This is a genomic window from Streptodolium elevatio (assembly GCF_053592165.1).
In genome coordinates this window covers 59,675-84,133 of record NZ_JBSFVE010000014.1, presented here as the reverse complement: position 1 = coordinate 84,133, position 24,459 = coordinate 59,675, and the positions used below count along the sequence as shown (strand labels likewise).

24 protein-coding genes, 1 tRNA gene and 1 pseudogene are annotated in these 24,459 nt (G+C 71.7%); 12 read left to right on the top strand and 14 right to left on the bottom strand.

Annotation, left to right across the window (positions count from 1 at the left end):
• Window positions 1-417 precede the first annotated feature (417 nt).
• The gene (locus ACWD12_RS24790) at window positions 418-996 is read right to left on the bottom strand and encodes a TetR/AcrR family transcriptional regulator (protein WP_450101389.1); all 579 of its coding nucleotides are present in this window, start codon (window positions 994-996) and stop codon (window positions 418-420) included.
• 303 nt (window positions 997-1,299) lie between these two features.
• Between ACWD12_RS24790 and ACWD12_RS24785 the strand changes: the two genes are divergently transcribed.
• Window positions 1,300-1,923 carry a TetR/AcrR family transcriptional regulator gene (locus ACWD12_RS24785; RefSeq protein ID WP_450101388.1) on the top strand — a complete coding sequence of 208 codons (624 nt, stop codon included), beginning with the start codon at window positions 1,300-1,302 and terminating at the stop codon, window positions 1,921-1,923.
• A gap of 301 nt (window positions 1,924-2,224) precedes the next feature.
• On the opposite strand, the gene ACWD12_RS24780 is transcribed toward ACWD12_RS24785, so the two are convergent.
• The 6 genes from ACWD12_RS24780 to ACWD12_RS24755 all read right to left on the bottom strand — a co-directional run bounded on the left by ACWD12_RS24780 (window position 2,225) and on the right by ACWD12_RS24755 (window position 6,714).
• Window positions 2,225-2,917, bottom strand: coding sequence for a TetR/AcrR family transcriptional regulator (locus ACWD12_RS24780; protein WP_450101387.1), 693 nt, complete (start codon window positions 2,915-2,917; stop codon window positions 2,225-2,227).
• Window positions 2,918-3,007: 90 nt separating this feature from the next.
• A complete protein-coding gene (locus ACWD12_RS24775) occupies window positions 3,008-3,232 on the bottom strand; it encodes a DUF305 domain-containing protein (RefSeq protein WP_450101386.1) in 225 nt (74 codons plus the stop codon).
• Window positions 3,202-3,702: a DUF305 domain-containing protein gene (locus tag ACWD12_RS24770; protein WP_450101385.1), complete on the bottom strand. Its 501-nt coding sequence runs from the start codon at window positions 3,700-3,702 to the stop codon at window positions 3,202-3,204. The genes ACWD12_RS24775 and ACWD12_RS24770 overlap by 31 nt, the downstream gene beginning before the upstream one ends.
• Before the next feature lie 105 nt (window positions 3,703-3,807).
• Complete coding sequence (locus tag ACWD12_RS24765; protein WP_450101384.1) at window positions 3,808-4,836, bottom strand: copper amine oxidase; 1,029 nt, start codon at window positions 4,834-4,836, stop codon at window positions 3,808-3,810.
• Window positions 4,837-5,146: 310 nt separating this feature from the next.
• Entirely contained in the window at window positions 5,147-5,992 is an 846-nt protein-coding gene (locus ACWD12_RS24760) for an ABC transporter permease (protein WP_450101383.1), read from the bottom strand.
• Window positions 5,989-6,714, bottom strand: coding sequence for an ABC transporter ATP-binding protein (locus ACWD12_RS24755; RefSeq protein WP_450101382.1), 726 nt, complete (start codon window positions 6,712-6,714; stop codon window positions 5,989-5,991). The genes ACWD12_RS24760 and ACWD12_RS24755 overlap by 4 nt, the downstream gene beginning before the upstream one ends.
• Window positions 6,715-6,836: 122 nt before the next feature.
• Here ACWD12_RS24755 and ACWD12_RS24750 point away from each other — a divergent pair, with 122 nt between their 5' ends.
• Both ACWD12_RS24750 and ACWD12_RS24745 read left to right on the top strand, forming a co-directional pair.
• Window positions 6,837-7,946, top strand: a complete 1,110-nt coding sequence (locus ACWD12_RS24750) for a sensor histidine kinase (protein ID WP_450101381.1) — start codon at window positions 6,837-6,839, stop codon at window positions 7,944-7,946.
• Window positions 7,943-8,689 (top strand): response regulator, encoded by a 747-nt coding sequence (locus tag ACWD12_RS24745; protein WP_450101380.1) that lies wholly within the window; start codon window positions 7,943-7,945, stop codon window positions 8,687-8,689. The genes ACWD12_RS24750 and ACWD12_RS24745 overlap by 4 nt, the downstream gene beginning before the upstream one ends.
• A gap of 88 nt (window positions 8,690-8,777) precedes the next feature.
• Here the strand turns inward: ACWD12_RS24745 and ACWD12_RS24740 are convergent, their stop codons facing one another.
• Complete coding sequence (locus tag ACWD12_RS24740; protein ID WP_450101379.1) at window positions 8,778-9,671, bottom strand: alpha/beta hydrolase; 894 nt, start codon at window positions 9,669-9,671, stop codon at window positions 8,778-8,780.
• Window positions 9,664-10,215: an ATP-binding protein gene (locus ACWD12_RS24735; RefSeq protein ID WP_450101378.1), complete on the bottom strand. Its 552-nt coding sequence runs from the start codon at window positions 10,213-10,215 to the stop codon at window positions 9,664-9,666. The genes ACWD12_RS24740 and ACWD12_RS24735 overlap by 8 nt, the downstream gene beginning before the upstream one ends.
• A 171-nt stretch (window positions 10,216-10,386) precedes the next feature.
• Here ACWD12_RS24735 and ACWD12_RS24730 point away from each other — a divergent pair, with 171 nt between their 5' ends.
• Complete coding sequence (locus ACWD12_RS24730; protein WP_450101377.1) at window positions 10,387-11,007, top strand: TetR/AcrR family transcriptional regulator; 621 nt, start codon at window positions 10,387-10,389, stop codon at window positions 11,005-11,007.
• A gap of 174 nt (window positions 11,008-11,181) precedes the next feature.
• Window positions 11,182-12,420, top strand: coding sequence for a hypothetical protein (locus ACWD12_RS24725; RefSeq protein ID WP_450101376.1), 1,239 nt, complete (start codon window positions 11,182-11,184; stop codon window positions 12,418-12,420).
• 22 nt (window positions 12,421-12,442) lie between these two features.
• On the opposite strand, the gene ACWD12_RS24720 is transcribed toward ACWD12_RS24725, so the two are convergent.
• Window positions 12,443-12,631 (bottom strand): hypothetical protein, encoded by a 189-nt coding sequence (locus tag ACWD12_RS24720; protein ID WP_450101375.1) that lies wholly within the window; start codon window positions 12,629-12,631, stop codon window positions 12,443-12,445.
• Window positions 12,632-13,198: 567 nt separating this feature from the next.
• On the opposite strand from ACWD12_RS24720, the gene ACWD12_RS24715 reads away from it, so the two are divergent.
• Window positions 13,199-13,420, top strand: a complete 222-nt coding sequence (locus ACWD12_RS24715) for a hypothetical protein (RefSeq protein WP_358351743.1) — start codon at window positions 13,199-13,201, stop codon at window positions 13,418-13,420.
• A gap of 774 nt (window positions 13,421-14,194) precedes the next feature.
• Window positions 14,195-15,316: an alpha/beta hydrolase gene (locus ACWD12_RS24710; RefSeq protein WP_450101374.1), complete on the top strand. Its 1,122-nt coding sequence runs from the start codon at window positions 14,195-14,197 to the stop codon at window positions 15,314-15,316.
• A gap of 991 nt (window positions 15,317-16,307) precedes the next feature.
• Here ACWD12_RS24710 and ACWD12_RS24705 read toward each other — a convergent pair.
• Window positions 16,308-16,391 (bottom strand) — tRNA-Leu (locus ACWD12_RS24705).
• Window positions 16,392-16,565: 174 nt separating this feature from the next.
• Here ACWD12_RS24705 and ACWD12_RS24700 point away from each other — a divergent pair.
• From ACWD12_RS24700 to ACWD12_RS24685, 4 genes and pseudogenes are all read left to right on the top strand, one after another.
• Window positions 16,566-17,870: a M20/M25/M40 family metallo-hydrolase gene (locus tag ACWD12_RS24700; RefSeq protein WP_450101373.1), complete on the top strand. Its 1,305-nt coding sequence runs from the start codon at window positions 16,566-16,568 to the stop codon at window positions 17,868-17,870.
• A gap of 166 nt (window positions 17,871-18,036) precedes the next feature.
• Window positions 18,037-18,276, top strand: coding sequence for a chaplin (locus ACWD12_RS24695; RefSeq protein WP_358362730.1), 240 nt, complete (start codon window positions 18,037-18,039; stop codon window positions 18,274-18,276).
• A 237-nt stretch (window positions 18,277-18,513) separates the two neighbouring features.
• A pseudogene (locus tag ACWD12_RS24690) lies at window positions 18,514-18,750 on the top strand (chaplin family protein); the annotation flags it as partial.
• A gap of 50 nt (window positions 18,751-18,800) precedes the next feature.
• Window positions 18,801-19,265: a hypothetical protein gene (locus ACWD12_RS24685; protein WP_450101509.1), complete on the top strand. Its 465-nt coding sequence runs from the start codon at window positions 18,801-18,803 to the stop codon at window positions 19,263-19,265.
• Window positions 19,266-19,536: 271 nt separating this feature from the next.
• Here ACWD12_RS24685 and ACWD12_RS24680 read toward each other — a convergent pair whose 3' ends face one another.
• Window positions 19,537-19,767, bottom strand: a complete 231-nt coding sequence (locus tag ACWD12_RS24680) for a DUF5703 family protein (RefSeq protein ID WP_358362732.1) — start codon at window positions 19,765-19,767, stop codon at window positions 19,537-19,539.
• Between the two features lie 155 nt (window positions 19,768-19,922).
• Between ACWD12_RS24680 and ACWD12_RS24675 the strand changes: the two genes are divergently transcribed.
• Window positions 19,923-20,549, top strand: coding sequence for a hypothetical protein (locus tag ACWD12_RS24675; RefSeq protein WP_450101372.1), 627 nt, complete (start codon window positions 19,923-19,925; stop codon window positions 20,547-20,549).
• A 34-nt stretch (window positions 20,550-20,583) separates the two neighbouring features.
• Here ACWD12_RS24675 and ACWD12_RS24670 read toward each other — a convergent pair whose 3' ends face one another.
• Together ACWD12_RS24670 and ACWD12_RS24665 are read right to left on the bottom strand one after the other, a co-directional pair.
• The gene (locus tag ACWD12_RS24670) at window positions 20,584-23,319 is read right to left on the bottom strand and encodes an AAA family ATPase (protein WP_450101371.1); all 2,736 of its coding nucleotides are present in this window, start codon (window positions 23,317-23,319) and stop codon (window positions 20,584-20,586) included.
• Between the two features lie 41 nt (window positions 23,320-23,360).
• Window positions 23,361-24,341, bottom strand: a complete 981-nt coding sequence (locus ACWD12_RS24665) for an aldo/keto reductase (RefSeq protein WP_358362738.1) — start codon at window positions 24,339-24,341, stop codon at window positions 23,361-23,363.
• Window positions 24,342-24,459 lie beyond the last annotated feature (118 nt).

Sequence of the window (24,459 nt, the reverse complement as noted above, 5' to 3'; positions counted from 1 at the left end):
TCGCGCAGTCGGGCGTAGCTCTCGGTGGGGACGGCGCGGGTGGGACGGGGGCTGCACGCATCAGGCCGCCGGGCGTCCGGGCTCACGTCACCCGGTGCCGTCGACGGCCGGCCTGGCCTGGCCGATCCGGCCGAACCGGTCCTCGCGGGCCGCCGGGGAGGCGGGCGCTGCGGGGGTGGGCCGGTTCGGCGGTGTCCACACTCTGGCACTGACTGAAAAGTCAGTCAATACTGCGGACAGGAATCGGCGAGGAGGCGACACGGAGGGAGGCGGGGGGTGAACCAGGCCGTGGTGTCGGCGCACGGCGACGCCACGCGGCCCGCGGTACCGCGGCGGACCGCCGTGTCGCAGCGGCCCGCGATGTCACGGCGAATCGCGCCCGACCGGCTACTCGGCTACGGGCTACTCGGCCACGGGCTACTTGGCCAGGTGGGTGAGTTCCACGGTGATGGCCGCCAGTATCAGTTCGCGGGCCCGGTCCACGGTCAGGCCGCCGCTCAGCCAGCGGCCGCTGAGACCTTCGAGCAACGTCGTGAGGCGCTGGGCGGCGGCCAGTGCCGCGCTCGGCGCGAGCGACGGCACGACGTCGGCGATCAGGTCGGCGACCTCCTGGTCCCACGCCTTCGTGGCCTCGGCCAGGTCCGCGCGCAGCAGGTCGTCGAACATCGCGCTGGCGCGGAGCTCGCCCCAGGCGGTGCTGTTCTCGCGTACCTCGGCGGTGTCCTGGAACTCCAGCAGCAGGGTCTGCTCCAACACCCTGCGGGGGTCGGCCAGATGCTCGGCCGCCACGTGGTCGCGGGTGTAGCGCTCGGCGCGGTTGTTGATGAACTCCAGTGTCGCGCGCAGGACTCCGGCGCGGTCCTTGAAGTGGTAGTAGATCAGCCCGTTCGAGACCTCGGCCTCGGCGGCCAGTTCCTCGATGCGAAGGCCCCGGACGCCCCGGCGGGCGATGAGCCGCGCGGCGGCTTCCATGATCACGGTACGACGGTCGGCCACGGGTGAACCCTACCTTCCGTCCCGGTTCCGGCCGGGGCGCCCCACCCGCCGCGCGGCCGCCCGGACTTGCCGAACGGGCGCCGTGGACGCCCCGGTACGGGTCCCAGGCCGGTGCGGCGGACGTACCGGGCCCGTCCGGTGCCGCTGCTGTCGCGCAGCCGAGGCTGGGGATCCGCCCCGGCTCCCGGCTCGCGCCCACCGGCTACTATGACTGAATATTCAGTCAGTCGATGGGGTCGGGAGGCCCCACTTGGGGGCCAGTGTGTCGAGTCGTCAGGTGCAGATCCTGGAGCCGCCGCCCGGATGATCGCCCGCCGGGGCGTCCGCGGCCTGCGCGTGGACGAACTGGCGGCCGAGGCCGGCGTCTCGATCGGCCTGGTCTACTACCACTTCGGCAACCGGGCCGGGCTGATGCAGCGCACCTGGGAGTTCATCAACGAGCGGGCCGAGCAGTACACCAAATCCGCCATCGACCCGGCCGTCGACCCGCGCGGCCATCTGGAGGAGATGCTGCTGCGCGAACTCCAGGACGAGCCGGACGTCGTGGAGAACAGCACCGCATGGGGCGAGTACCGGGCCAGCGCCGTCTTCGACGCCGAGCTCGGCCGCCAACTGCGCGAGGCCACCGCCGGGTGGGTCCGCGACGCCGACGACCTCATCCGCGCCGGCCAGAAGACCGGGGACATCGATCCGCACGTCGTCCCCGCCGACGCCGCCGAACGCCTCACCGCCCTCGTCGAGGGCATCAGCGAACGCTGGGTCTCCGGCTCCCTGCCCCTCGCCCGCGCGCGTGCCCTCCTGCGCTCGGCCATCGCCCTCGAACTGGGGGCCGACCGGCGGACCGTTCAGGCCGGTTCGGAGGCGAGGTCGCCGGCCGCACGGGCGCGGCCCCACGACGGCGTCACACCGCAGCCGCCGCGCCGGTAGTTGCGCCACCGTGAGGTTTGGCATGCCCGGCCCGCCGCCGCACGTACCCCTGCACCGGGCGTTCGGCGAGCCGCCCCGCGGCGACGACTGATCCGGCTTCAAACGCCGGACCGGCCCCGGGACTTCACTCCTCGGAGACCAGGCATCCCGCACGCTCCGGGTACTGGGCTGATGCCCGGCGTTCGCGCGCCGGAGGTGCCAGCGTGACACTGCGGGCCGGTGCGCAGACGCTCTTCGTATGGGCAGTGGCGCTATCCGGCGCACGTCGGTACGCGGTGTTCCGCACGATGCCGCCGCCCTGTCACGCCGTGGCGATTGCGCTCGCTTCCCGGGTCTCTTCACTTACGGGTGCCGTCACTGCGGCCACGCCGACATCCACCAGGTTCGCGGCGAACAGCGCGTGGGTCCGGTGGTACTCGGCCGGGTCGGCGCCGCCCATGTCGAGGGCTCGGGCGCGGGCGGCGGTCGCCCGGACGACGAAGGCGGCCACGAGCAGGATGCGGTCGGCCTGGAGGTCGGCGGGGACGTCCGGGCAGCGCCGGACGAGTTCCGCGGTGACCTCGGGGCCGTCGCCGTTGCGGGTGGCGTGGGCGACGGCGGCGGTGGTCCACGCCGGGTGCCCGGTGAGGTCGGCGTGGATCTGCGCGTACGCCCGGTCCCGCCAGTCGCCGTCGGCGAGGTCGGCCCGTGGCAGTACGAAGGCCTTCATGACCGGCCGGACGTCCGTCGGGGACGCGGCGACCGCGTCGGTGAGCATGGCCATGCGGCGTTCGCGCAGCCGCGCCACGTTCTCGCCGAGGACGGCCCGCAGTATTCCGTCGAGGTCGCCGAAGTGGTAGACGAGCGCGGCGGTGTTCCGCTGCCCGGCGGCACGGCCGATCTCGGCGCGTGACACGCCCGCGACGCCGTGCCGGGCGAAGAGGGTGGTGGCCGCGTCGATGAGCTTGCGTCGCGTCGCGTCGCGTCGGGCCGGGGTCGGGCGCCATGGCTCCAATCGTATCGACGGGTGGTGGCCGGTCGCGGACGTGCGGGCTGGTCGGACGTACCGCGGACGCGCCCGTGGGCCGCCCTGCGGCCGTGGCCCTCAGACGTAGTCGGAGAGGGTCTGCATCTGCACGATCTCGGTCTCCTGCTCGGTGATGATGTGCGCGGCGAGGTTGCGGGCGAACACGTTGCCGCCGTCGGCGGCTTCGGTACGGGCCATGGCGACGGCGCCGCGGTGGTGCTCGATCATCAGGTCGAGGAAGAGCTGTGACGCGGTCGCGCCGTCGGCGGCCGTCAGACCGGCCATCTGCTGGGTGGTGAGCATGCCGCGCCGGTGCCGCCGTGGTGGGCCGCATGGCTTGCCGCGGCCTGCGAGTCGGCCGGTATGGGGTCCTGGCCCCAAGCCGCGAGCCACGCGTTCATGTCGGTGATCTCGCGCCGCTGGTCGGCGAGGATGCGCTCGGCGAGTGTGGTGACCAGGTGGTGCACGCCGGGCTTGGCGAGGACGATGCGGCTCATTTCCACGGCCTGGGCGTGGTGCGGGACCATCCCGAGCGCGAAGGTGAGGTCGGCGGCGTTGGGCGGCTTGGGGGACGAGGCCGAGGGGCCGGGGCCGGCGGGCACTGCCGTCCCGGGGCGGGGCACGCCCGGTGACGCGGCGGCGGTTGCCGCGGGTGACGCGGGTGCGGCGGCCGGGGCCGCCGAGCCGGAGGTGCCGGAGAAGGCGATCGCGGTGAGTGCGATGCCCGCGCCGGTGACGAACAGGGCGCCGGTGACGGCGAGTCCGCGCAGCACGCGGGTCTCCTTCGGGTCTGGTCGAGCGGCCCGTACCGGATGGGTACGGGCTGTCGCGTGGGCCGGCCGCCCGCGGGGGACGGCCGGCCTTGGTGCCTGCTCGGATCAGCCGACCTGTCCGTTGTTGTCCGTGCGGCCCTTCGGCGTGAGCGGGTTCATCGCCGTCACGTCGCGGGGCAGCAGGTCGAAGCCCTGCCAGTGGACGGGCATCGGGCTCTGGTCCTCGTCCCGCGGAATGTGGTGGAACGGGACGGTGACCCACATCAGCGGATCCGTCAGCTTCTCCCCGTTGACGTAGCCGGGGATGTCCTGCGCGCCGCACTCCGGGTCGGCGTTGAAGCTCGCGAACTTCTCGCACGCCTTGGCCTGCGTGAAGGACACCGCCGGAGACTGCGGCGCGTTCGCCGTGTACTGCTGGTTGGTGGTGTTCTGCACCAGCTCGTAGCTGCGGTTGTGGCCGTCGGCGTTCTTGCTCGACTGGCTGCCGACCCGCCACCACCGCAGGTTGGCGTTCTGGAAGGAGCCTTCCTTGGTGATGTCGGTCTTGGCCGTGCTGTAGACCTCGCCGCGCTTGCCGCGCACACCGGTGTCGACGGTGTCGTACTGCTCGACCTTCTCGCCGCCGTCGCCGTCGATGTCGAAGTCCACGCGCCAGGTGGCGTTGTGGAAGTGGTTGCCGGATATCGCGGTGGCGTCCTTGCCGATCGGCCAGCCCTTGTCGGGCGTCGTCCAGTCCTCCGGGGACAGGTCGCCGGTGGCACCGAGGCGCGCGGAGATCTGGCCGTCGTCGGCGAAGCGCCACTCGGTGACGTACTCGTACCAGTCGACCTTGGAGATCGTGTAGACCACCAGGTCCTGCCCCTGCGCGGTGAACAGGTCACCGAGGTCGGGGCTCATCCACTCCTGCTCCTGCGAGCGGTAGGCGAGTCCGGAGTCGACCTTCTGGACGCAGAGGACCTTCTTGGCGTCCTCCTTCTTGCCGATCCACTGGCCTTCGAGCTTGCCGCCGGGGCATTCCTTCTTGGCGATGGCGTGCGAGTAGTAGCCGCCGAAGCCGTAGGAGGTGATGTCGTTCCACTGGTGCTCGCCGGAGTCGTACGGCACGTTCAGCTGCGCCAACTGTGCCGAACGCATCACGGTGATCGGGGGCCGACTCCGCTCAGGAGGATCGAGGCACCAGGTAACGCTGGACGGCGCCATTTATTTCTGTTCAGTTAAATGAAATGAGAGGGGTATATGCCCAGGTCAAACCGCCTCTCATGGTATCCAACGGGATATTTTCGGAAGGTTGTTCCGGGCTCCGGGAACAATTTTTGAAAAGCTTTTGAAAGTCGAGTGCCCGGCGGCGCGCGGGCAGCGGGACCACCCGCGGCCCCGGGCACCGGTCGGCCCAACTCGGCCTGACCGGCCCCGGCCCGGGCGGCGCGCCGGGCGCCGCCCGGGGTCAGGCGTCCCGGCGTTCCGTCAGCAGGAGGGCCGGGGCCAGCGCGACGACGGCGTACGCGGCCAGGAGCAGGGCGGCCACCGGCATTCCGGGCTGTGGATCGGGTTGGAGCGTGGTCAGCGAATCGGCCAGGCCGAGAAAGGTGTAGTGGCTCGCTGCGTCCCCGGCAGAGTTCGGGAGCACCGCGGGCACCGCGCTCATGACCACGAACGTCACGGCCATGAACACGGTGATCGCGGCACCCGTCCCGCGCAGCGCCGCGCCGACCGCGAATCCGAACGCGGCGATGAACACCGTGTACGCGATCATCCCGAGCAGGGCCTTCCACGCGCCCCCGTCGCCGAGCGCTATCCCGAGGCCGTCCGGATAGACGGCCTGGGACAGGAAGAACGTCCCGAAGGTGAGCAACGACGCCACTGACGCCACCACCGCCAGCAGCACGGCGAGTTTGGCCGCCAGCAGGCGCCGCCGGTACGGGACGGCCAGGAGCGAGGTGCGGATCTGGCCCGTCGAATGCTCCGAGGTGATCGTCAGCACCCCCAGCACGCCGAACGCGAACTGCGCCAGCAGCATGCCGCTCAGCGGTCTGAGCGGGTCGAACGCGTCGTCCGCGGCCAACCACGCCTTGGGCTGCGCCGCGGCCTCGACCGCGTCCGTCGCCAGCGCGGTCAGCACCGCGAACACCGGTACCAGGACTGCCGCGGTGCCCAGGCACCACCACGTCGAACGTACCGAAACCAGCTTGATCCACTCGGACTTGATCCACTCGGACTTGATCCACTCGGGCTTGACCCACCGGGGCTTGATCCACCGGGACTTGACCCATTCCGACTTGAGCGTTGTCACGGCCGGACCTCCCGGGTGTGGAACTCGACTGCTTTGCCGGTCAGTTCCAGGTACGCGTCCTCCAGCGACGCGGTCCCGGTCAGCTCGCCGATCGGGGCGTCGGCAAGCAGTCGGCCGCGGCCGATCACGACGAGGTGGTCGGCGGTGTTCGCCATCTCCGCCATCAGGTGCGAGGAGACGAACACGGTCCGCCCCTCGGCGGCCAGGCCGCGCATCAGCGTGCGCACCCACAGGATGCCCTCCGCGTCGAGACCGTTGACCGGCTCGTCGAAGAGCAGTACGTCCGGGTCGCCGAGCAACGCCGTGGCGATGCCCAGCCGTTGCCGCATGCCCAGGCTGAAGCCGCGGATCCGGCGGCTCGCCACCGCCGCGAGCCCGGCCAGTTCCAGGCAGGCGTCGACCCGGTCGTCCCCGATGCCGCCGGCCGCCGCGACGGCCCGCAGGTGAGCGCGGGCGGTGCGTCCTCCGTGCACGGCCGAGGCGTCCAGCAGCGCCCCGACCCGGCTGAGCGGCCGGTCGAGTTCGCGCAGCGGCCGGCCGTCGATCAGCGCGCGGCCCTCGGTGGCCCGGTCCAGTCCGAGGATGATCCGCATCGTGGTGGACTTGCCCGCGCCGTTCGGTCCGAGGAACCCGGTGACGCGTCCCGGTCGGACGCAGAACGTGAGCCCGTCGACGGCGACAGCTTTGCCGTAGCGCTTGACCAGCCCTGTGACTTTGATCATCAATGCCTCCCGGGGACCACGGTCGCCGACCGGGTGTGCGGCACGCTTCCGCCCGGGGTGCCGACCGTGCTTCCGACCGTGGGGGGAAGTGGCCCGCGTCCTCGGGGGGATAGCGTCACCGTGTGATCGAACTGCGGCCGTGGCACTGGGTCTGCCTGGACGCCGTCGCCATCGTGCTGCTGGCGGTGACAGCAGCGGACGGTGACGGCGAACCCGGCCTGATACCCGCCCTGCTGCTGGTCACCGCCCCGGTGCTGCTGCGCCGCAAGTACCCGGTGCCGGTGCTGATCTGGACCAACGCGGTCACCTACCTGTACGTCCTCGAACTCGACACCACGCTCCAGCCCACCGTCTGGATGATGGCGTCCTACTCGGCGGCGGTCCGCTCGCGGCGCGCGGCCGTCCTGACCGCGGCCGGCACCTGGCTGCTCGCTCAGGCAATCGTCCTCACCCAGCACGACATGACACCACTCCAACTCGTGGTGGTCCCGCTGATCGTCGCGCTGCCGCCGTGTGTGCTCGCCGAGGTCGTCCGCCAGCGGCGCGAGTGGCGGACCGCGTTCGCCGATCAGCAGCGACGCCGGGCGGACGCCGAGGCAGAGGCCCGTCTCGCCGCCGAACGGCTGGCCATCGCCCGGGAACTGCACGACGTCGTCGCGCACGGCGTCACGCTGATGACCGTCCAGGCCGGCGTCGCCCGCCTCCGCTCCGCCCCCGACGACGCCCTGCACGAGGTCGTCGCCACGATCGAACGGACCGGCCGTTCCTCGCTGGGGGAGATGCGGCGGTTGATGAACGTCCTGCGCGGCGACGACGCCGACGGCCTGGCGCCCCAGCCCGGTCTGGCCGACCTCGCGGACCTGGTCGCCGCCACCTCCGCCGCGGGCCTGCGTACCGAACTGACCGTCCACGGGCCCCCGGGCCCGCTCGCCGCGGGCGCCGACCTGGCCGCGTACCGGATCGTCCAGGAGGCGCTGACCAACGCGGTCAAGCACGCCGCCACACGTTCGGCGGTAGTCGACATCACGCACGAGACCGACGGCGGCGTCCGCATGCGGGTCACCAACCCCGGCCCCGTCGCCGCGAGCGGCGACGGACAGGGCATCCACGGCATGCGCGAACGAGTCCGCCTCTACGGAGGCAGCGTCACGGCCGGGCCCGCGCCCCGGGACGGCTGGCAGGTCGAAGCCTGGCTCCCGTACACCCCTACCCCCGACGAGGCCTGCCCGTGACCCCACCTGTGATTCCCGAGGTCCCCGAGGTACCTGTGCAGTCCCGGATGCCTGCCCCGCCCGAGGTGCCCGCGCGGCCCGAGATCCGCGTCATGCTCGCCGACGACCAGGCCCTTCTCCGGGTCTCCCTCGCCGCCCTGCTGAACACCGAACCGGGCATGCGGGTCGTCGGCGCCGCCCAGGACGGCGCCCAGGCCGTGGACCTGGCGCTCGAACTCCGCCCCGACGTCGTGCTGATGGACATCCGCATGCCCGGCATGAACGGCATAGACGCCACCCGCGAGATCACCCGCGCGTCGGCCGCCCGCGTCGTCATCCTGACCTCGTTCGACCTGGACGAGTACGTCTTCTCCGGGCTGCGGGCGGGGGCCAGCGGTTTCCTGGTGAAGGACTCCCCGCCCGAGGACATCCTGACCGCGATCCGTGTGGTGGCGGCCGGCGACGCCCTTCTCACGCCGGCGGCCACCCGCCGCCTCATCGACCGCTTCACCGCCACACCGCCGACACCCGCCGACGCGCCCGAGCCCCATCCGTCCCGCCTCCGCCTGGCCACCCTCACCGAACGCGAACGCGACGTCCTTGCCCGGGTCGCGAAAGGCATGTCCAACGCGGAGACGGCCGCCGACCTCGTCCTGGCCACCAGCACGGTCAAGACCCATCTGACCAACCTGCTGGCCAAGACGAACTCCCGGGACCGGGCGCAACTGGTGATCTTCGCCTACGAGTCCGGCCTGGCCGTCTGAGCCGAACAGGACAGGACGGGACAGGACGGCATGGGCCGGCCGCGGCCGCCACGCCGCGGGGCCCGGCGGCGCGTACCGGCGACGTGCGTCAGCCGCCCAGGTGCTCGCGGAAGAACTCCGCCGCCAGGGCCTGCGTGTTCGCGAACTCCTTGTTGTAGACGACGAAATGGCCGCCCGGGAGGGTGACGAGCCGCTTCGGGTGCAGCGCGCGTTCGTACGCGGCGAACGCGAGATCGCTGTGGGTGAGGATGTCGTGCTGGGCGACGACCATCAGCAGCGGCGTGGGCGAGATACGGGCGATGTAGTCGGCCGGCTCGTACCCGGAGAGCAGTTCGACGGACCGCACGGTGACCTCGTTGCGCCAGGTGGCCAGGCGCTCCGGCTCGATGGTCTGGTACCAGGCGTACGTCTCCCGGTCGGCCAGCGCCGCCATCGCCCCGGGATCCTCGGTGATCAGGGGGATCAGCCCCGGTTCGGCACCGCGGAACCGGGCCAGCCGGTCCTGGGCGAACATCTCGCGCACGCCCTGCAGGGCCTCCGAACTGATGAAGCGGGAGAGGCTGGTGCCGCCGCTGATCACCGGGACCTGGGCGTACACCGCCTTGACGCGCCGGTCGATCGCGCCGACGACGAGCACATGTCCGCCGGAGTAGCTGGTGCCGAAGACGCCGATGCGGTCGTGGGCCACGTCGGCACGGGTGTGCAGGTACGTGACGGCGTGCCGGTAGCCGTCGATCTGCGCCCAGGGGTCGACCTCCTGCCGTGGCAGGCCGTCGCTGGCACCGAAGTTGGGGTGGTCGTAGAGGAGCGCGGCGAACCCCTCGGCGGCGAGGGAATCGGCGATCACGTCGGTGTACTGCTCCTTGACCGCGCCGAAGCCGTGGGTGAGGACGACCGCGGGGAACGGGCCGGTGCCCTCGGGCAGGTGGAGGGTGCCGCGCAGCGTGGTGCCGTCGGCGTCGAATTCGACCTCTTCACGCATGGCTGTCCTTCCGTTGGTGGGGTGGGGGTTGGCCGGGCTCTGGGCCGGTGCTCATCGCGAACCACACGGACTTCCCGGTTCCGCTCGGGTGCCATCCCCAGTCGAGGGCGAATCCGGCGACGAGGGCGAGTCCGCGTCCCGATTCGCCGGCGTCCGCGTCGTTCCCGGCGCACCGGATTGCCGGGGCCGGAGGCCGGGGGTCGGGGTCGTCGACGAGCACGGCGAACGTCCGGTGCCGGGGGTCGTGCACGAGGCGGACCGCGATGTGTCCGGCCGGCGTGTGGCGTACGGCGTTCGTGAACAGCTCGTTCGCCAGCAGCACGGCGTCGTCGACCGTGTGGTCGGGCGCACTGGTGTGGTGCAGGAGTTGTTCGCGGACGAAGCGGCGGACGGCGTGCGCCCGGCTGCCGTCGGCAGGCACCCGCAGCTCGGCGACGACCTGCCCGGGAGGGGCGGGCGCCGCCGGTGCTCGCGGTACGGGCGCGCCGCGGGCGTCCGCCTCGTCGGCGGTGACTGCGGCGGTACAAGTACTGGGCAGTTCCACGGGGATCTCCGAGGAGGGTTTGGGCGAGGGCCCCGAGTGCCGCGGCCGGTCGGTCGCCGTGCGACACGGCGTGTGATCGACCGCGATCCCCAGACTAACGCTAGAATTCTTGCATTAATAGTCCCCGGGTTGACCTGCGAACCCGCGAACCCGCGAACGGTCGGAGGCCGCGTGAGCGAGTCGGCGAACAATCCCGGGGCGCAGCGCCCCGGCGGGCGCACCGCGCGCAACCGCGAGGCGGTGCTCGACGCCGTGTTCGCCGAACTGGGCGAGACCGGCTACGCGGGGCTGACCATGGAGAACGTCGCGCGGCGCGCGGGCGTGCACGTGACCACCGTGTACCGGCGCTGGCGTACCGTCGAAGGGCTGGTCGTCGACCTGCTGACCCGCCTGGGGACGACCGAACTCCCTTTTCCCGACGCCGGTTCGCTGGCCGACGACCTCCGCCACTTCGCGCGGTCCATCGTCACGCTGTACGTGGAGAACGCCACGATCCGCGCGCTCATCGAGACCGTCGTCGCGGCGGCCACCAAGAACCCGCGCGCGTCCGACGCTCTGCACGCGTTCTTCGCGGACCGCAACCGGCGTGCCGCCGTCATCGTCGAACACGCCGTCGGGCGGGGCGAATTGCCGCCCACCACGGACGGCGTCGAGCTCATCGCGGCCCTCGCCGCGCCGATCTACTACCGGATGCTGGTCTCGCGCAGGCCCATCGACATCCCGCTCGCCGACCGCGCCGCGAACGCGACGTACATCGCGGCACTGAGCGGCGCGTTCGACGGCGGAGCATAGGACAACCTCGTGCCGGTCACCACGGCTGACTTGCGGCCGGCCATCAGGAGGCGAAGAGTGGATCTTGTCAATCGGGGGGACGGTTGAACTTTCGCATCCGGTGACTTTGGCCCGGTTCCAGGGCCGAGGGCGGCACCGGCACAGCAGCAATCCCCGAACGCACCTGGATTCACCATGTCCAAAACCGCCCGGCGACAGCTCTCCCGGATAGTCGGCGTCTCCTGCCTGGCCGCCGCAGTCGCGTTCCCCACCGCGGCCGCCGCCGCGCCGGACGCCGATTCCCGGGCCCCGAACGCGCCCGTCGCCGACACACCGGCACCACCCGACCCGCCGTCGCCGGAACCCCCGGCGCCCGATCCGCCGGACCCGCAGTCACCCGACGAACCCGAGCCGGAGTCCGAGCAGCCGGACGCGCCGGACGGAGGCACTCCCTCGGACAACGAGCCCGGCACACCCTCGGAGGGGGAGTCCGGCAGTCCCTCGCAGGGCGAATCGCAGGCTCCGCAGATCCCGAAGCAGTTGCAGCAGTTCCAGGCGGGCGTGACGCCCCAGGAGGTCGAGGCCCGGATCGCCGCCCTCAACGTGTCCGAGGACGTGAAGAAGCAGCTCCGGGACGGGCTGGCCACGGCGTTGAAGGTCATCAACGATCCGGCCGCGACCCAGCAGAACAAGGACGTCTACAAGGTCATCGTGGACAACGTCAACGTGGTCCTGAAGGAGGCCTCGGCGCCCACGACTTCGGCGGCCGACAAGGCGCTCTACACCAAGCTCGCCCAGGGCATCAACGAAGCGGTGCGGCGCAGCCAGGACCCGAACCTGTCGGCGGCCGACCGGGAGAAGAACCAGGCGATCGCGCAGAACCTCGCCTTCTACTCGGCGGTGGCCCTGGACCCGATGACCCCGGCGGCGAACAAGGCCGACCTGCTCAAGACCGCCGACGAGATCGCCGGCGGCCTGGTGGCCGTCCAGAAGCCGGAGACGGCTCCGGAAAAGCCGGAGGACAAGGCGAAGGTCGAGGACGTCCTGAAGGAGAAGGCCGACGAGGTCGCGGACGCGGTGGTGGTCCTCCAGAACCCGAACGCGTCGCCGGAGGCGAGGTCGGCCGCGCAGCAGACGCTGCAGCAGCAGGCCGCCGTACCGGGCTCGTCCGGCTCGCCGGAGGACTCCAAGTACAACGAGTTCCTGGCGGCGGTCAGGAGTTACGACCCGCCGCAGGCTTGCATCGACGCCATCCAGAGCCGGACCAGCGAGGCCGGTTGGCCCGAGGGTGCCCTCTGGGGCCTGACCGACGACTCGTGTGCCGACACGCTGTCCAAGGCTGCCGCCGACGACGAGAGCAAGTGGAACCAGCTGTTCGACTGCGTCCTGAACAGCGCGTTCAGCACGTGCACCGCGTACATCCCGGAGAACTGACCCGGCGAGGACCGCGCGTGGATCATCCGGTGCGCTCGGGGGTGGGCGTCCGGTGCCGGGGCCGGCGGCCTGCGGCGATGCGGTCCACGGCGAGTTGACGGCGGTAGACGGTCGTGAAGAGCGCGGCGTAGACGCCGGCGCCGACGACCGGCCCGAAAATCGCCGAGGTGTCGGCACCGCCGAGTGCGTCGGCTACGGGGCCGACGTACATGGTGGAGTTCAGGCACAGCAACGCCAGTGCTGCCCAGGAGTTGCGCGGCCAGCCCGGCGGTGTTGGCGCCGCCGTGGTACCAGTACGCGCCGGTGGGTGACTCGTCGCGGAGGCCCGGGCCCGGGTAGTGGTTGCGGCGCAGGACGAGGTCGGCCGCGCTGATGGCCAGGCCGGGGCCGAGGACCACCACGGTGAGTTCGAGGATGTTCTTCAGTGCGTCGAGGAAGTCGATGACGGACAGCGCGTACGCGGCCACCGCCGTGGCGATATGGCCCTGCTCGACGGCCTGACGATCCGGCTCCTTACCAGTGCCCCCGCCCTGGATCTCGCGGACGCCACGCGCCTGGCCGCCCGCCAGCTCTGCCTGGCCGTCGGCCACCGCGGCGATCTGCCGTTCCAGCCGCTGCCCGACCCCGGCTCCCCGCCGCCCCGCAGCCGCCCGCCCGGCGGCGCCGCGCACCCCGGGCCTCGGCCCGCATGTGACCGAGGGCGACGGCCCGTGGCTCTTCGCCACCCATCAAGGTCTGATCTGGAGTCGGGACCCCTGACAGCGCATACTGGCCCTACATGATGAAACGACCCGCGCCCCGGCGCCAGCTGTCCACAAGCCCTTTCACGGTCCCGGCCGCGCCGGTGGCCAAACACTTCGATCCAGGGGAACGGGTCTCACACGACCGTTACGGCCTGGGCAAGGTCATCGGTGTCGAGGACGAGACGGCGATGCTCGTCGACTTCGGCTCGTACAAAGTCCGGATCCTCAACCCCTACACAGGACTCCACAAGCTTTGACCCCATGAGCCGACCGGTCGTCGAGCACGTTCGAGGACTTCGGCCACCCGCCCAGGTCGGGCCCGAGAACGACCTGCGCGTCACAGCCATGCGCGGAACGACCGCGGACTGTTGACCGCAATCGCTCCCACCACCGGGCAGCCCTGGACGCGCGTGCCGACCCTGTCCTGGTCGCGTTTGCAATCGCGAGGCGCAGGCCGAGTACTTCGGCGTACGGAAATTGCCGGCAGCCGACGCATCGCCCCGGGCGCGACCACCGTGTCCGCCCGGCGACGCGACAGCGTGCGCGCGTTGCCGGATCTCCGCGTTGCTTCCAACGGGCCGCAATCTTGTCGTGGCCGATAAGGGTGGGCGGCAGCCATGCCTTGTGCCCGGACGCAAGCGCCATCCGCGCGTCGGCCAATCGGCCGACGGTGCGCGTACCTGCCGGACGATCCGGGCTGCGCCCGCGTCTTCCGATGAGCGTGTCCCACGGGAGACTTGCCGCGGCGGGGCGCGACCGGGACGCCAAGCCCCGGGGGGATCGAGCGGACGCCGTCCCCCCCACACACGGCTGTGAGCAGAATCCGGCCACCATCAGTCGGACGAAGACCCGTGCCCTTCCTGCCCTTTGCTTGACATCTCAGGCTGCGCGATCAAATCTATGCCCGACCGGTCGGTCATAAACGACGGGGCAGTCGCCGACGCCCTTGGCAAGTTCGGTGCACCAGCCATGGACCGTGCCGTGCCCACAGGCCCGTACGAACCCGGGCCGCAGACTTCGGGGGACCACCAGTGAAACGCAGCCTCACCATGTCCGCCGCGGCGGTCGCCACGGCGATCGCCGCTTTTGCGACCGCGCTCGTCGGCCCGTCCGCCGCGCGGGCCGACGACCCGCCCACCTCTCCGCCGGTTCTTGCCGACGCGTACGGACTGACCCAGCTGCCGACCGCGCCCAGGCCGGAAGTGCCCAACACCGCACACGACTTCGTGATCACCGTGTCGACCCCCGAGGTCGCCGGGACGGCGCTGAACGACGGCGGGCACCACATCAGGATCGTGCTGCCGTCCGACTACTACACCAACCCCGGCAAGCGCTATCCCGTGCTCTACCTGCTCAACGGCTCCAGCCCAACATCCGACCCCGCCACGTACTTCTCCGCCTACCCGACGATCGGCAGCTCCGCCGGGATGATCTTCGTGATGCCGGACGGCGGCCCGCGGGGCTGGTACGCCAACTGGCTCAACCAGAACAGCGCCGCCGGCCCCCAGCGGTGGGAGAACTTCCATATCAACCAGGTGATTCCGTTCATCGACGCGAACCTGCGTACCACCCCCGACAAGCAGCACCGGGCCGTCGCCGGCATCTCCATGGGCGGCTTCGGCGCCGTCCGCTACGCCGAGCGCCACCCCGAACTGTTCTCCCAGGTAGCCTCGTTCTCCGGCGACCTGGACCTGTCCCGCATGTCCGCCGACTTGCGCCTGGCCGTCGTCGCCTCGTTGACCACCTACAGCCCCCAGGTCGGCAGCGACGACCTGTTCGGCACCCCGTACCCGTTCTCCGTCAACTACCCCTACTCCGACGTCCTGTGGAACGACGCCAGCCCGGCCACGCACGCCGCCGCCCTGCGCGGCATCGGCGTCTCCATCTACGTCGGCAACGGCGGCGGCGGCGCGGTCCCGCCCGTCCCCGTCAACGACCCCTACGGCCTCGCCCTCGAATGGTGGCTGCCCGGCGCCGCCAACCACTTCAAGGCAGCCCTGGACGCCGCCGGCGTGCCCTCCTACTTCGTCAACTACGGCGACGGCACCGGCACCCCCTGGGCCGACTGCCGCGGCGGCCACAACTACCTCTGCTGGAAGCAGGACCTCGCCGACTACATCCCCCGCCTCCAACAAGCCTTCAACATCGCCTGACCCCCGCCCCCAACCCCAGCCCTGCCCTGCCCGCCACGGCACCCGACACCCCCCGTGGCGGGCAAGGCGCCCAGCCAGCTGTCCGCCCCATGGGGCCGTCACCGCTGCGCTTTGTCGCGGATTTCACCGGAAGCGATACGTCCACACGCAACACCACACGAGGGTCCGCCAGGGGCGTCAATGACCGCCGCGAACTCCGCGGCCGCCAAGGTCTCATCGGTGCAGAATGCAGTTCGCCGGCCAGTAGTCCGGCGGATACGAGCGCACGATGCAGCAGGATCCGCGCGTGTGCTTGTCCGGGCGGCTCCCGCTCTTCACCAAGGGCGGAACCACGTACGGCGACGCCTTGATCGCAGGAGACCCGGTGTGACGGCGGTCGGCTGGCCGTGTTCCTGCTGCACTGCCCGGGGGACCGCATCGGGTCGCTGTCGGTCTTCGACATGTTGGGCATTGACTGGGAGGATTCGCCAGACGTCGCCGACGGATTCGTGGCCATGGGCGCGCCCGGCCAGTTCGGTCAGGAAACGGGGGCTTGGCGGCAGCCGTTGCCGACGCGTATCGGCCGGACGTACACGATCGCCCGTCGGAGCCGGGGGGCATTGAGGGGTTTGTCGTCGGGGAGATCCCCGCGTACCGCCCCGGGTCCGACATGTACTGGACGCCGGCCGATGGCTGGCTGTCCACGGCGGAGTACGTGGCCCGGTGGAAGTGCCGTGCCGCCTCACCAAGTCAGTAGCGCGAGCAGTCACCGCAGGACCGCGGATTCCGCCCCCTTCGATGCGCAGATCTCGAATCGCGCGGGCACACGTGAGTGACGTCCGCTCTCAAGCCGGGGCCCGGTGAACGTCCTACAGCAGCGGTTGGGGCACACGCATTGCCCGGAATACAGGCCGGGGCAGCGCAAAGTTCGCGCCTCTTGACCTGATTAGTGTTGCACCCGGGGGGTGCTGACCGAAATGCAAAAAAGCCCTGTGACCAGGGCTTTTGCCGGTGTCCGAGGGGGGACTTGAACCCCCATGCCCTTTCGGGCACTAGCACCTCAAGCTAGCGCGTCTGCCTATTCCGCCACCCGGACCGGGTGTGTGGCCCGTGACTTTTTGGTCGGGGCGACGACGAGAACCATACCAAAGATCGGGGGGTGGGCGGATCGGGGGCGTGGTGGGGGTCGTGGGGGTGGGGGCGGGTGCAGGATGGGGTGGGTAGCGGTTGGTCGGGTTTCGGGTGAGACCAGGGTGAGAGGGGTGTTGGCGTGGAGGGTGCTGGGGAGCTTGAGGTTGTCGAGCTGTGCCGGGATCTGATCCGGATCGACACGAGCAACTTCGGGGACGGGTCCGGGCCGGGGGAGCGGGCCGCGGCGGAGTGGGTGGCGGAGAAGCTGGCGGAGGTGGGGCTCGAGCCGGAGGTGTTCGAGTCGGAGCGGGGGCGCGCCAGCACGGTGGTGCGGATCGAGGGGGAGGACCGGAGCCGGCCGGGGCTGTTGATTCACGGGCACACGGATGTGGTGCCGGCGAACGCGGCGGACTGGACGTACGACCCCTTCTCGGGGGAGATCGCCGACGGGTGCGTGTGGGGGCGCGGGGCGGTCGACATGAAGGACATGGACGCGATGGTGCTCGCGGTGGTGCGGGACCGGATGCGGTCGGGGCGGAAGCCGCCGCGGGACGTGGTGCTGGCGTTCCTGGCGGACGAGGAGGCCGGCGGGACATACGGGGCGCGGCATCTCGTCGACACGCGGCCCGACCTGTTCGAGGGCTGCAACGAGGCGATCGGGGAGGTCGGGGGATTTTCGTTCACGGTGAACGACGACCTGCGGTTGTACCTGATCGAGACGGCCGAAAAGGGTATGGAGTGGATGAAGCTGGTCGTCGACGGGACCGCGGGCCACGGGTCGATGATCAACAAGGACAACGCGATCACCGAGCTGTGTGAGGCGGTCGCGCGGCTGGGGTCGCATCAGTTCCCGGTACGCCTGACCAAGAGCGTGCGCGCGTTCCTGGAGGAGGTCGCCGACGCGCTGGGGATCGAGCTGGACCCGGAGGACGTCGAGGGCGCCATCGAGAAGCTGGGGCCCATCGCGCGCATCATCGGGGCGACGATCCGCAACACCGCGCAGCCGACGATGCTCGGCGCCGGATACAAGGTGAACGTGATCCCGGGGCAGGCGACCGCGCACGTGGACGGGCGCTTCCTGCCGGGGTACGAGGACGAGTTCTACGCCGAGTTGGACGCCGTGCTCGGGCCGCGCGTGCGGCGCGAACGGGTGCACGGCGACAAGGCGTTGGAGACGGACTTCGACGGTGCGCTGGTCGAGGCCATGGCGGCGTCGCTGCGTGCGGAGGACCCCGGCGCGCGGGCGGTGCCGTACTGCCTGTCCGGTGGGACGGACGCGAAGTCCTTTGCGGATCTCGGCATTCGGTGCTTCGGCTTCGCCCCGCTCAAGCTGCCCGCGGACCTCGACTTCGCGGGCATGTTCCACGGTGTGGACGAGCGAGTCCCGGTCGACGGACTGAAGTTCGGCGTACGCGTGCTCGACCGGTTCCTCGACGCGTGCTGACGGCGGATTGCCCGGACATGGACGGGTCCGGGGGCCACGGGCCGTCGTTCGGGTGAACCCTAAAAGGTGAATCGTTCAGGTGGTCCGTAGCCTGCGCCGAGCGATGTCGTTTCCCCTTGTGCGGCGCGCAAGCGTGCCGTGGTTCCGACAAGGAGGACTGAAACACATGAAGAAGATCGGCAAGGTCGTGGTTCTGGCCGCCGCGACCGGCGGACTGGCGCTCGCGGGCAGCGGCATGGCGATGGCCGACGCGGACGCGGACGGCGCGGCCGTCGGTTCGCCCGGTGTCGCGTCCGGCAACCAGATCCAGGTGCCGGTTCACGTCCCCGTGAACCTCTGCGGCAACACGGTCAGCGTCATCGGCGTGCTGAACCCCGCGTTCGGCAACTTCTGCGCCAACGTCTGATCCTCCGGCGCCCGACTCGGGTATAGCCAGGGCTCACGAACAGCCCCGGAGCTTTCGCTCCGGGGCTGTTTCGTTTCGCCTGCCGGACAAGGCTGTTCGCCTGGTTTCGTTCACGTTCGAAACGGAATCGGATGGCGCAATCTGATGGTCGTCGGAATTCCAGAATCTCATCCGATCGGGCGAACTTTGAGCGTGTACGCGGCTCCTTAAGTGACTTGAAGTGATCGAACCCTGTTAATGCCGTTGCGGGGCAACTGTCCCGCCCCTCACACGGAAGACACAGGGGATTCTCCTATGCAACAGCTTGCCAAGAAGGGGCTGTTGGTTGCCATCGCGGCGTCTGGCGCACTTGCGTCCGCCGCGGTAGGCATCGCCAACGCCGGCAGCGGTGCGCAAGGGGCCGCAGTGGGTTCGCCGGGTGTGGCCTCGGGCAACGTCGTGCAGGTTCCGGTCCATGTGCCGGTCAACGTGTGCGGCAACACCGTGAATGTCGTGGGTCTGCTCAACCCGGCCTTCGGCAACAAGTGCGCGAACGTATCGGGCGGCAAGCCGTACAAGCCGCCGACGAAGCCGCCGCACTGCGGTCCGAACGCGACGTGCCCGCCCACGCTGGGCCCGCCGCCTTCGTCGCCTCCGCCGCCCCCGCCGACCACGTGCCCGCCGACGACGCCTCCGCCGCCGCCGCCGACCACGTGCCCCCCGACGACGAAGCCGCCGACGACGCACCCGCCGACGACGAAGCCGCCGACGACGCACCCGCCGACGACGAAGCCGCCGACGACGCACCCGCCGACGACCAAGCCGCCGACGACGCACCCCCCGACGACTCAGCCCCCGACGACCCAACCGCCGACCACGCAGCCCCCGACCACCAACCCGCCGACGACGCACCCGCCGACGACGAAGCCGCCGAAGACCACCAACCCGCCCAAGACGCCGCCGCCTCCGCCCGGCAGCGAGTCGCCCAGCCTTCCCCCGCCCCCCGGTGACAACACCGGCGGCAACGGAACGCACCGGAGCGGTCTCGCGAGCACTGGTGCCGCAACGATGGTGCTGGCCCCGGCCGGCGCTGCGTTCCTGCTCGGTGGCGTGGTGCTCTACCGACGCTCCCGCCCGAGCGAGAGCTGACCGCACACCCGTACGCGACACTGATCACGTACGCAGCACAACAGTGAAGGCCGCCCACCCCGCAATGGGGTGGGCGGCCTTCGCCTTTCGTCTCCGTCCGCGCACGACCGCGACGCGGCCGGTCGGGTCATGTCATGTCAGCCGGAGCTGCCTGATGATGCGTCTGCGCAGCAGTACGCGACGACTCCCGTCCCGGCGGATGGTGAGCCGCTCCAGCTCCCACAGCCCGTACTCCGCCTGCTCGGTCAGAATGCGCCGCGCGTCACTGCGCGACGTGCCTCGCGGCAGGTGCAATTGCTGGAACTCGTATTGAGTGCCGCCCACCCGCGTACGAGTTCCCGTGTTCGGCTCGGTCCCCTGCATGGCAGGAGGTTACCCCGCCTCCTCAACCGGATATTCGGGACAGGGCCCGGGAAAACCGCCCCGGAGCCCCGCGCCGGGATCGTTTTGCCGCCCTCGGGCCCCCGGGCGTCGCAAGCTTTGTGCGCAACGGGGGCTGTTGCGGATAGCGTCATGCCATGACCGGTGTTGCGCAGCCCACGCCCGAGCAGGTCCGAGCAGCCGCCGAGGCACTCAAGTCGGCCGTCGACCGCCACCTGGCCGCAGTCGAGCGGCGCCAGGGGGAGAGCGACCCGGCCGTGTTCGCGGCGTACGACGAGCTGGCATCCGCCGCCGAGGCGTACGACGAACTGCTCTACGACGTCTACGACGAGGTCACCCCCTTCGAGGTGCCCGACCGTTCCGAGGCCGAGGAGTACCTCGGCCCCGAAAATCCCGACGCCATCAGCGTCCTCATCCGCCGCGACTACCTCGTGAAGGACGCGCTGACCCTGCTCGACCACGCGCGCCGGGCCGACGCGGAGGCCGAGGAGCCCGGCGGCGGGGAAGGGGTCGAGACCACGTCGACCGCACTCGCGGTGCTGTTCGACGTCTACGACCCCGACGAGATCGCCGCGCGCGCCGAGGAGATCGGTCTGGAGTCGGGCGACTCCACACTGTGGGTCACCGCGATCGAGCAGGCCGAGCCGGGGGAGTGGCTGGACGCGCCGTTCGACGACGTCGACCCGCAGGGCGTCATCTACCGTTTCGAGACGAGTACCGCGTACGAGGACGACCTCGAGGCGCTGGAGGAAGACCTGCGCTGACCGGTCCTGAGGGACCGGTCGGCCCGACGCCGGCTCATGCCCCGTCCCGGACCTCGAAGCCCGCCTCCGCCGCGGCCTCGCGCAGCGCAGCCGCCAGCCGGGTCGTCCGCACACTTCCGCCGGGACGCGCGACCGCCTGCGGCAGCGTGCCGCCCACCGGGTACACGACCGACAAGTGCCGCCGCGCCCGCGTGAACGCGGTGTAGACGAGCGCACGCGTCACCAGCGGCCCCGCGTCGCCGGGCAGCATTGCGACGACCCCTGGCCGTCGTACGCCCAGCGCCTGACGCACCGTCACCGCCCAGCCGTGGCGCAGCTCGCCGATCCGCGCCCGGGGCACGGTCACCGGAGCATCGGGGTCGTCGCGGTACGCCACCGCAAGCCCCTCCGGCCCCGCCGCCACCACACGCCCCTCGACCAGCCCGGTGGTACGCGGTGCCGGTACGCGGACCACACGATCGCCGATGTCGAACCCGGCGTACTGCCCTGGGCCGGGGTTGAGGCGGGCCTTGAGGGCCGCGTTGAGCGCGGTCGTGCCGGCGCTCCCGCCGTCGGCCGGCGTCACCACCAGGACGTCTTCCGCCGGGATGCCCAGTGCGCGCGGGATCGAGTCGGCCACGAGCTGCACGCATCGGTGCACGGCCTCCGCCGCGGCGCGCGCGCCCACGAGCACGACCTCGCGGTCCGGCGACTCCACGGGCGGCAGCGTGCCGCCCCGCACCGCCGCGGCCAACGAGCCCAGCACGCCCGGCGCCTGGGCGCGGGAGGCCACGACCGGCAGCGCGCCGCTTGCCACCAGGTCGGCGAACACCTGCCCCGGGGCCGACGGTTCCAGCTCGTCGGGATCCCCGCACAGCACGACGCGCCCGCCGTCCGGCACGGCTTCGAGCAAGGAGGCGGCGGTCTGCACGTCGAGCAGGTGCGATTCGGCGACGACGAGGAGGTCGAGGTCGAGTAGACCCTCCGGCGTCCGGCCGGGGCCTTCCGTGCCGACGAGGAGACCGTGCACCGTGACCGGGCCGGGTACTTCCCCGGGCACGGCGGTGGCCAGGCGCATCCGTCCGTCGACGGTCGGCGAGGCGACGACCACGCGGGCGGACTTCGCGGCACGGCCCGCGACCTCCAGTGCCGCGGCGGGCGGATCCTCGCCCGCTCCCGTGACGTAGAGCGCGACCGCGGCGCCGCGCAGCGCCTCCCCGAGGTCAGCGCCGCCGCCCGAGCCGCCGCCGAAGCCGGTGCCGTCGTCCGCCACCCCCGCCGTCGAGATCAGGCGCAGTACGGCGTCGGCGATGCTCTCCTCGGCGAGGGCGTGGCGTTCCAGCGCGACGAGCAGGCGATCGGACGGCCCCTCGAAGGGGTCCTCGAACCCGCCGGGCCCCACGTCGTCGAAGCCCTCGTCGTACTCCTCGTCGAAGTCACCCCCGTCGGCACCGTCGAAGTCCTCGTCCGCCGACTCAACCGACGGCGGGCGCTCCGCGAAGGCCATGATCCGGCCGGCATCGTAGGCGGCCCGGACCGCCCCCGGCGCGTCCCGCACACCCAGGCCTTCGAGCGCGGACACGACGGCCTCGACCTCGACGGCGGTGTGGCCGCTGTCCCGGGCCGCGCCCGCGAGGGTCCAGAGCACAAGTGCGCGGGTACGCCGGGGCTCGTCCGAATCGGCCGGTCCACCCGCCCCGGCCTGTGCGAAGAGATCCGCCTGCTGCGGCGAAATACCGGGCAGGGCAAGAAGGTTCCACGGGTCCTCGGTCAGCAGAACGGCCGCGTCCGGGCCGAGCGAGACCACTGCCTGGTCCGCGAGCCGCGCGGGCGCGCCGCCCGCCGCCAGCACGTCGCGTACGGCCGCCAGAACGGACTCGTCGGGCTCGCGCGCGTCGTCGAAGCGCGCGGAGGCGGCGAACCCCCGGGCGGTCGATCCGGGGGCGTCCGGAGCGGGGCGCCGTACGTCGAACAAAGCCTCGCCGCCGCCGGGTTCGCGCGCCTCGGCCACCCGAGGGGCCTGGTCGCCGGCTGCATACGCTGCCCTCGCCGTCCCGTCCGCGCCATCCGCGCCGTCCGCTTCGTCCGACGCGTACGTTGCCGCCTCGTCGACCGGGGGCGCGGGCGGCGCGTCGAGCACGGGCGCCGCCCAGTCCGCGTCGGGGTCGCCGGTGAGACGCGGCCGCGCGGCGGCGGTACGCCCGCCCCCGCCGGGCCGCGACGCCGCGCGCTCCGGCTCTGGCGCCGGGGCGCCGGGTTGCGGCCCGGCATCCGGCCCCGACCCCGGAGCCGGGTCCGGGTACACGTCGTACTGCGTCGGGGGAGCGTCGACCACCGGAAGCGCCCACTCGGTGTCCGAGACTCGGGTGGTCCGCCCACGGCCGCCGGGCGCGCGCGGGGCGTCCTCGCCCACCGGCCCGCCGCCGTGCTCCTCGCCGAGCGTGCTGAGCGCCTGCCAGGCCGCGGCCAGTTCGTCGCGGTTCGACTCGCTCTCCGCGTTGGCCTTGTCGAGCGCCGCGAGCGCCGCCCGCGCGGCGGCCAGCGCCGGATTCACCGGCGCCTGCCCGCCCTCCGCCGCCGACCCGCCGCCGGTCGCTCCCGCGGCGTTTCCGCCGGCCGCAGCTTCGTCGGCCGCTCCCGCAGCCTTCTCGGCCGTCGCAGCCTTCTCAGCCGCCGCAGTCCCTTCGGCCGCCGCGGCCTTACCGCTCACCCCCGCAGCCTTGCCGGCCTTCGCCTGGTGGTTCTTCTCTTCGTCGTCCATGCCGTTCACGCCGTCCCCGAGCCTGCCCACGTCCTACGCCTGATCCCGCCGCCCCACGGTCCCGGTTCGCCCTACGCCTGACTCCAGTCGTGGTCGGGATAGCCGGTGAGGGGCGCCGACACGTCGTCGAGGGCGTTGCGGATCTCGGTCGGCAGGGTCAGCGCCTCCGCCGCCAGCGACGCCCGCAACTGGCCGGAGTTGCGCGCCCCGACGATGGGGGCGACGACGCCGGGCCGGTCGCGCACCCACGACAGCGCCACCTCGATCGGTGCCGCGCCGAGGCCGTCCGCGGCCGTCGCGACCGCGTCCACGATCCGCCGCGAGTCGGCGTCGAGGTACGTCGCGACGAACGGCCCCATGTCCGCCGACGCCCCGCGCGAGTCGGCCGGCATTCCGTGCCGGTACTTGCCGGTCAGGACCCCGCGCCCGAGCGGCGACCACGGGAGCAGGCCAACCCCGAGGTCCACGGCGGCCGGCAGCACCTCGCGTTCGATGCCGCGCTGCAGCAGGGAGTACTCCATCTGCGCGCTGGCGATGACGACGCGCCCGGGCGCGACGAGTTGCCAGGTCGCGGCCTTGGCGAGCTGCCAGCCGCAGAAGTTCGAGACGCCGACGTACCGCGCGCGCCCCGACGAGACGGCGAGTTCGAGGGCGTGCAGCGTCTCGTCGAGCGGCGTCGCCGGGTCGTACGCGTGCAGCTGCCACAGATCGACGTGGTCGGTGCCGAGCCGGGCCAGCGACGCGTCGAGCGCCTGGAGCAGATGGGAGCGCGAGCCGTCGAAACGCCGCTCGCTGTACGGCACGCTCGCCGCCTTGGTCGCGATGACCACTTCGGAGCGCGGCATGTAGCCGTCGAGCAGGCGTCCGAGCAGGTACTCGGCCTCGCCGTCCGCGTAGACGTCGGCGGTGTCGACGAGGTTGCCGCCGGCGTCGAGGAACGCCTTCATCTGGTCCGCGGCGTCCTGCTCGTCGGTGTCCCGCCCCCAGGTCATCGTCCCGAGGCCTGTGCGGGAGACCCGCAGCCCGGTCCGGCCCAGATGTCGCTGCTCCATGGATCGGGAGACTAGCCGCTCCGAGGGACAGGGCGACGATGGCGGGGCCGTACGGCTCCCTCGGGTCAGGTGTTCGGAATCCGGGGCCCCCGCCCGTCGGCATTACTGAGCGGTAGTT

What these genes read in the sequence shown, in the direction of transcription:
- ACWD12_RS24785 (WP_450101388.1), top strand. Translation starts at nt 1,300, where the DNA reads ATGATCGCCCGCCGGGGCGTCCGCGGCCTGCGCGTGGACGAACTGGCG.
- ACWD12_RS24775 (WP_450101386.1), bottom strand. Translation starts at nt 3,232, where the DNA reads ATGCTCACCACCCAGCAGATGGCCGGTCTGACGGCCGCCGACGGCGCG.
- ACWD12_RS24765 (WP_450101384.1), bottom strand. Translation starts at nt 4,836, where the DNA reads ATGCGTTCGGCACAGTTGGCGCAGCTGAACGTGCCGTACGACTCCGGC.
- ACWD12_RS24755 (WP_450101382.1), bottom strand. Translation starts at nt 6,714, where the DNA reads ATGATCAAAGTCACAGGGCTGGTCAAGCGCTACGGCAAAGCTGTCGCC.
- ACWD12_RS24740 (WP_450101379.1), bottom strand. Translation starts at nt 9,671, where the DNA reads ATGCGTGAAGAGGTCGAATTCGACGCCGACGGCACCACGCTGCGCGGC.
- ACWD12_RS24725 (WP_450101376.1), top strand. Translation starts at nt 11,182, where the DNA reads ATGTCCAAAACCGCCCGGCGACAGCTCTCCCGGATAGTCGGCGTCTCC.
- ACWD12_RS24720 (WP_450101375.1), bottom strand. Translation starts at nt 12,631, where the DNA reads ATGTACGTCGGCCCCGTAGCCGACGCACTCGGCGGTGCCGACACCTCG.
- ACWD12_RS24715 (WP_358351743.1), top strand. Translation starts at nt 13,199, where the DNA reads ATGATGAAACGACCCGCGCCCCGGCGCCAGCTGTCCACAAGCCCTTTC.
- ACWD12_RS24695 (WP_358362730.1), top strand. Translation starts at nt 18,037, where the DNA reads ATGAAGAAGATCGGCAAGGTCGTGGTTCTGGCCGCCGCGACCGGCGGA.
- ACWD12_RS24680 (WP_358362732.1), bottom strand. Translation starts at nt 19,767, where the DNA reads ATGCAGGGGACCGAGCCGAACACGGGAACTCGTACGCGGGTGGGCGGC.
- ACWD12_RS24675 (WP_450101372.1), top strand. Translation starts at nt 19,923, where the DNA reads ATGACCGGTGTTGCGCAGCCCACGCCCGAGCAGGTCCGAGCAGCCGCC.
- ACWD12_RS24665 (WP_358362738.1), bottom strand. Translation starts at nt 24,341, where the DNA reads ATGGAGCAGCGACATCTGGGCCGGACCGGGCTGCGGGTCTCCCGCACA.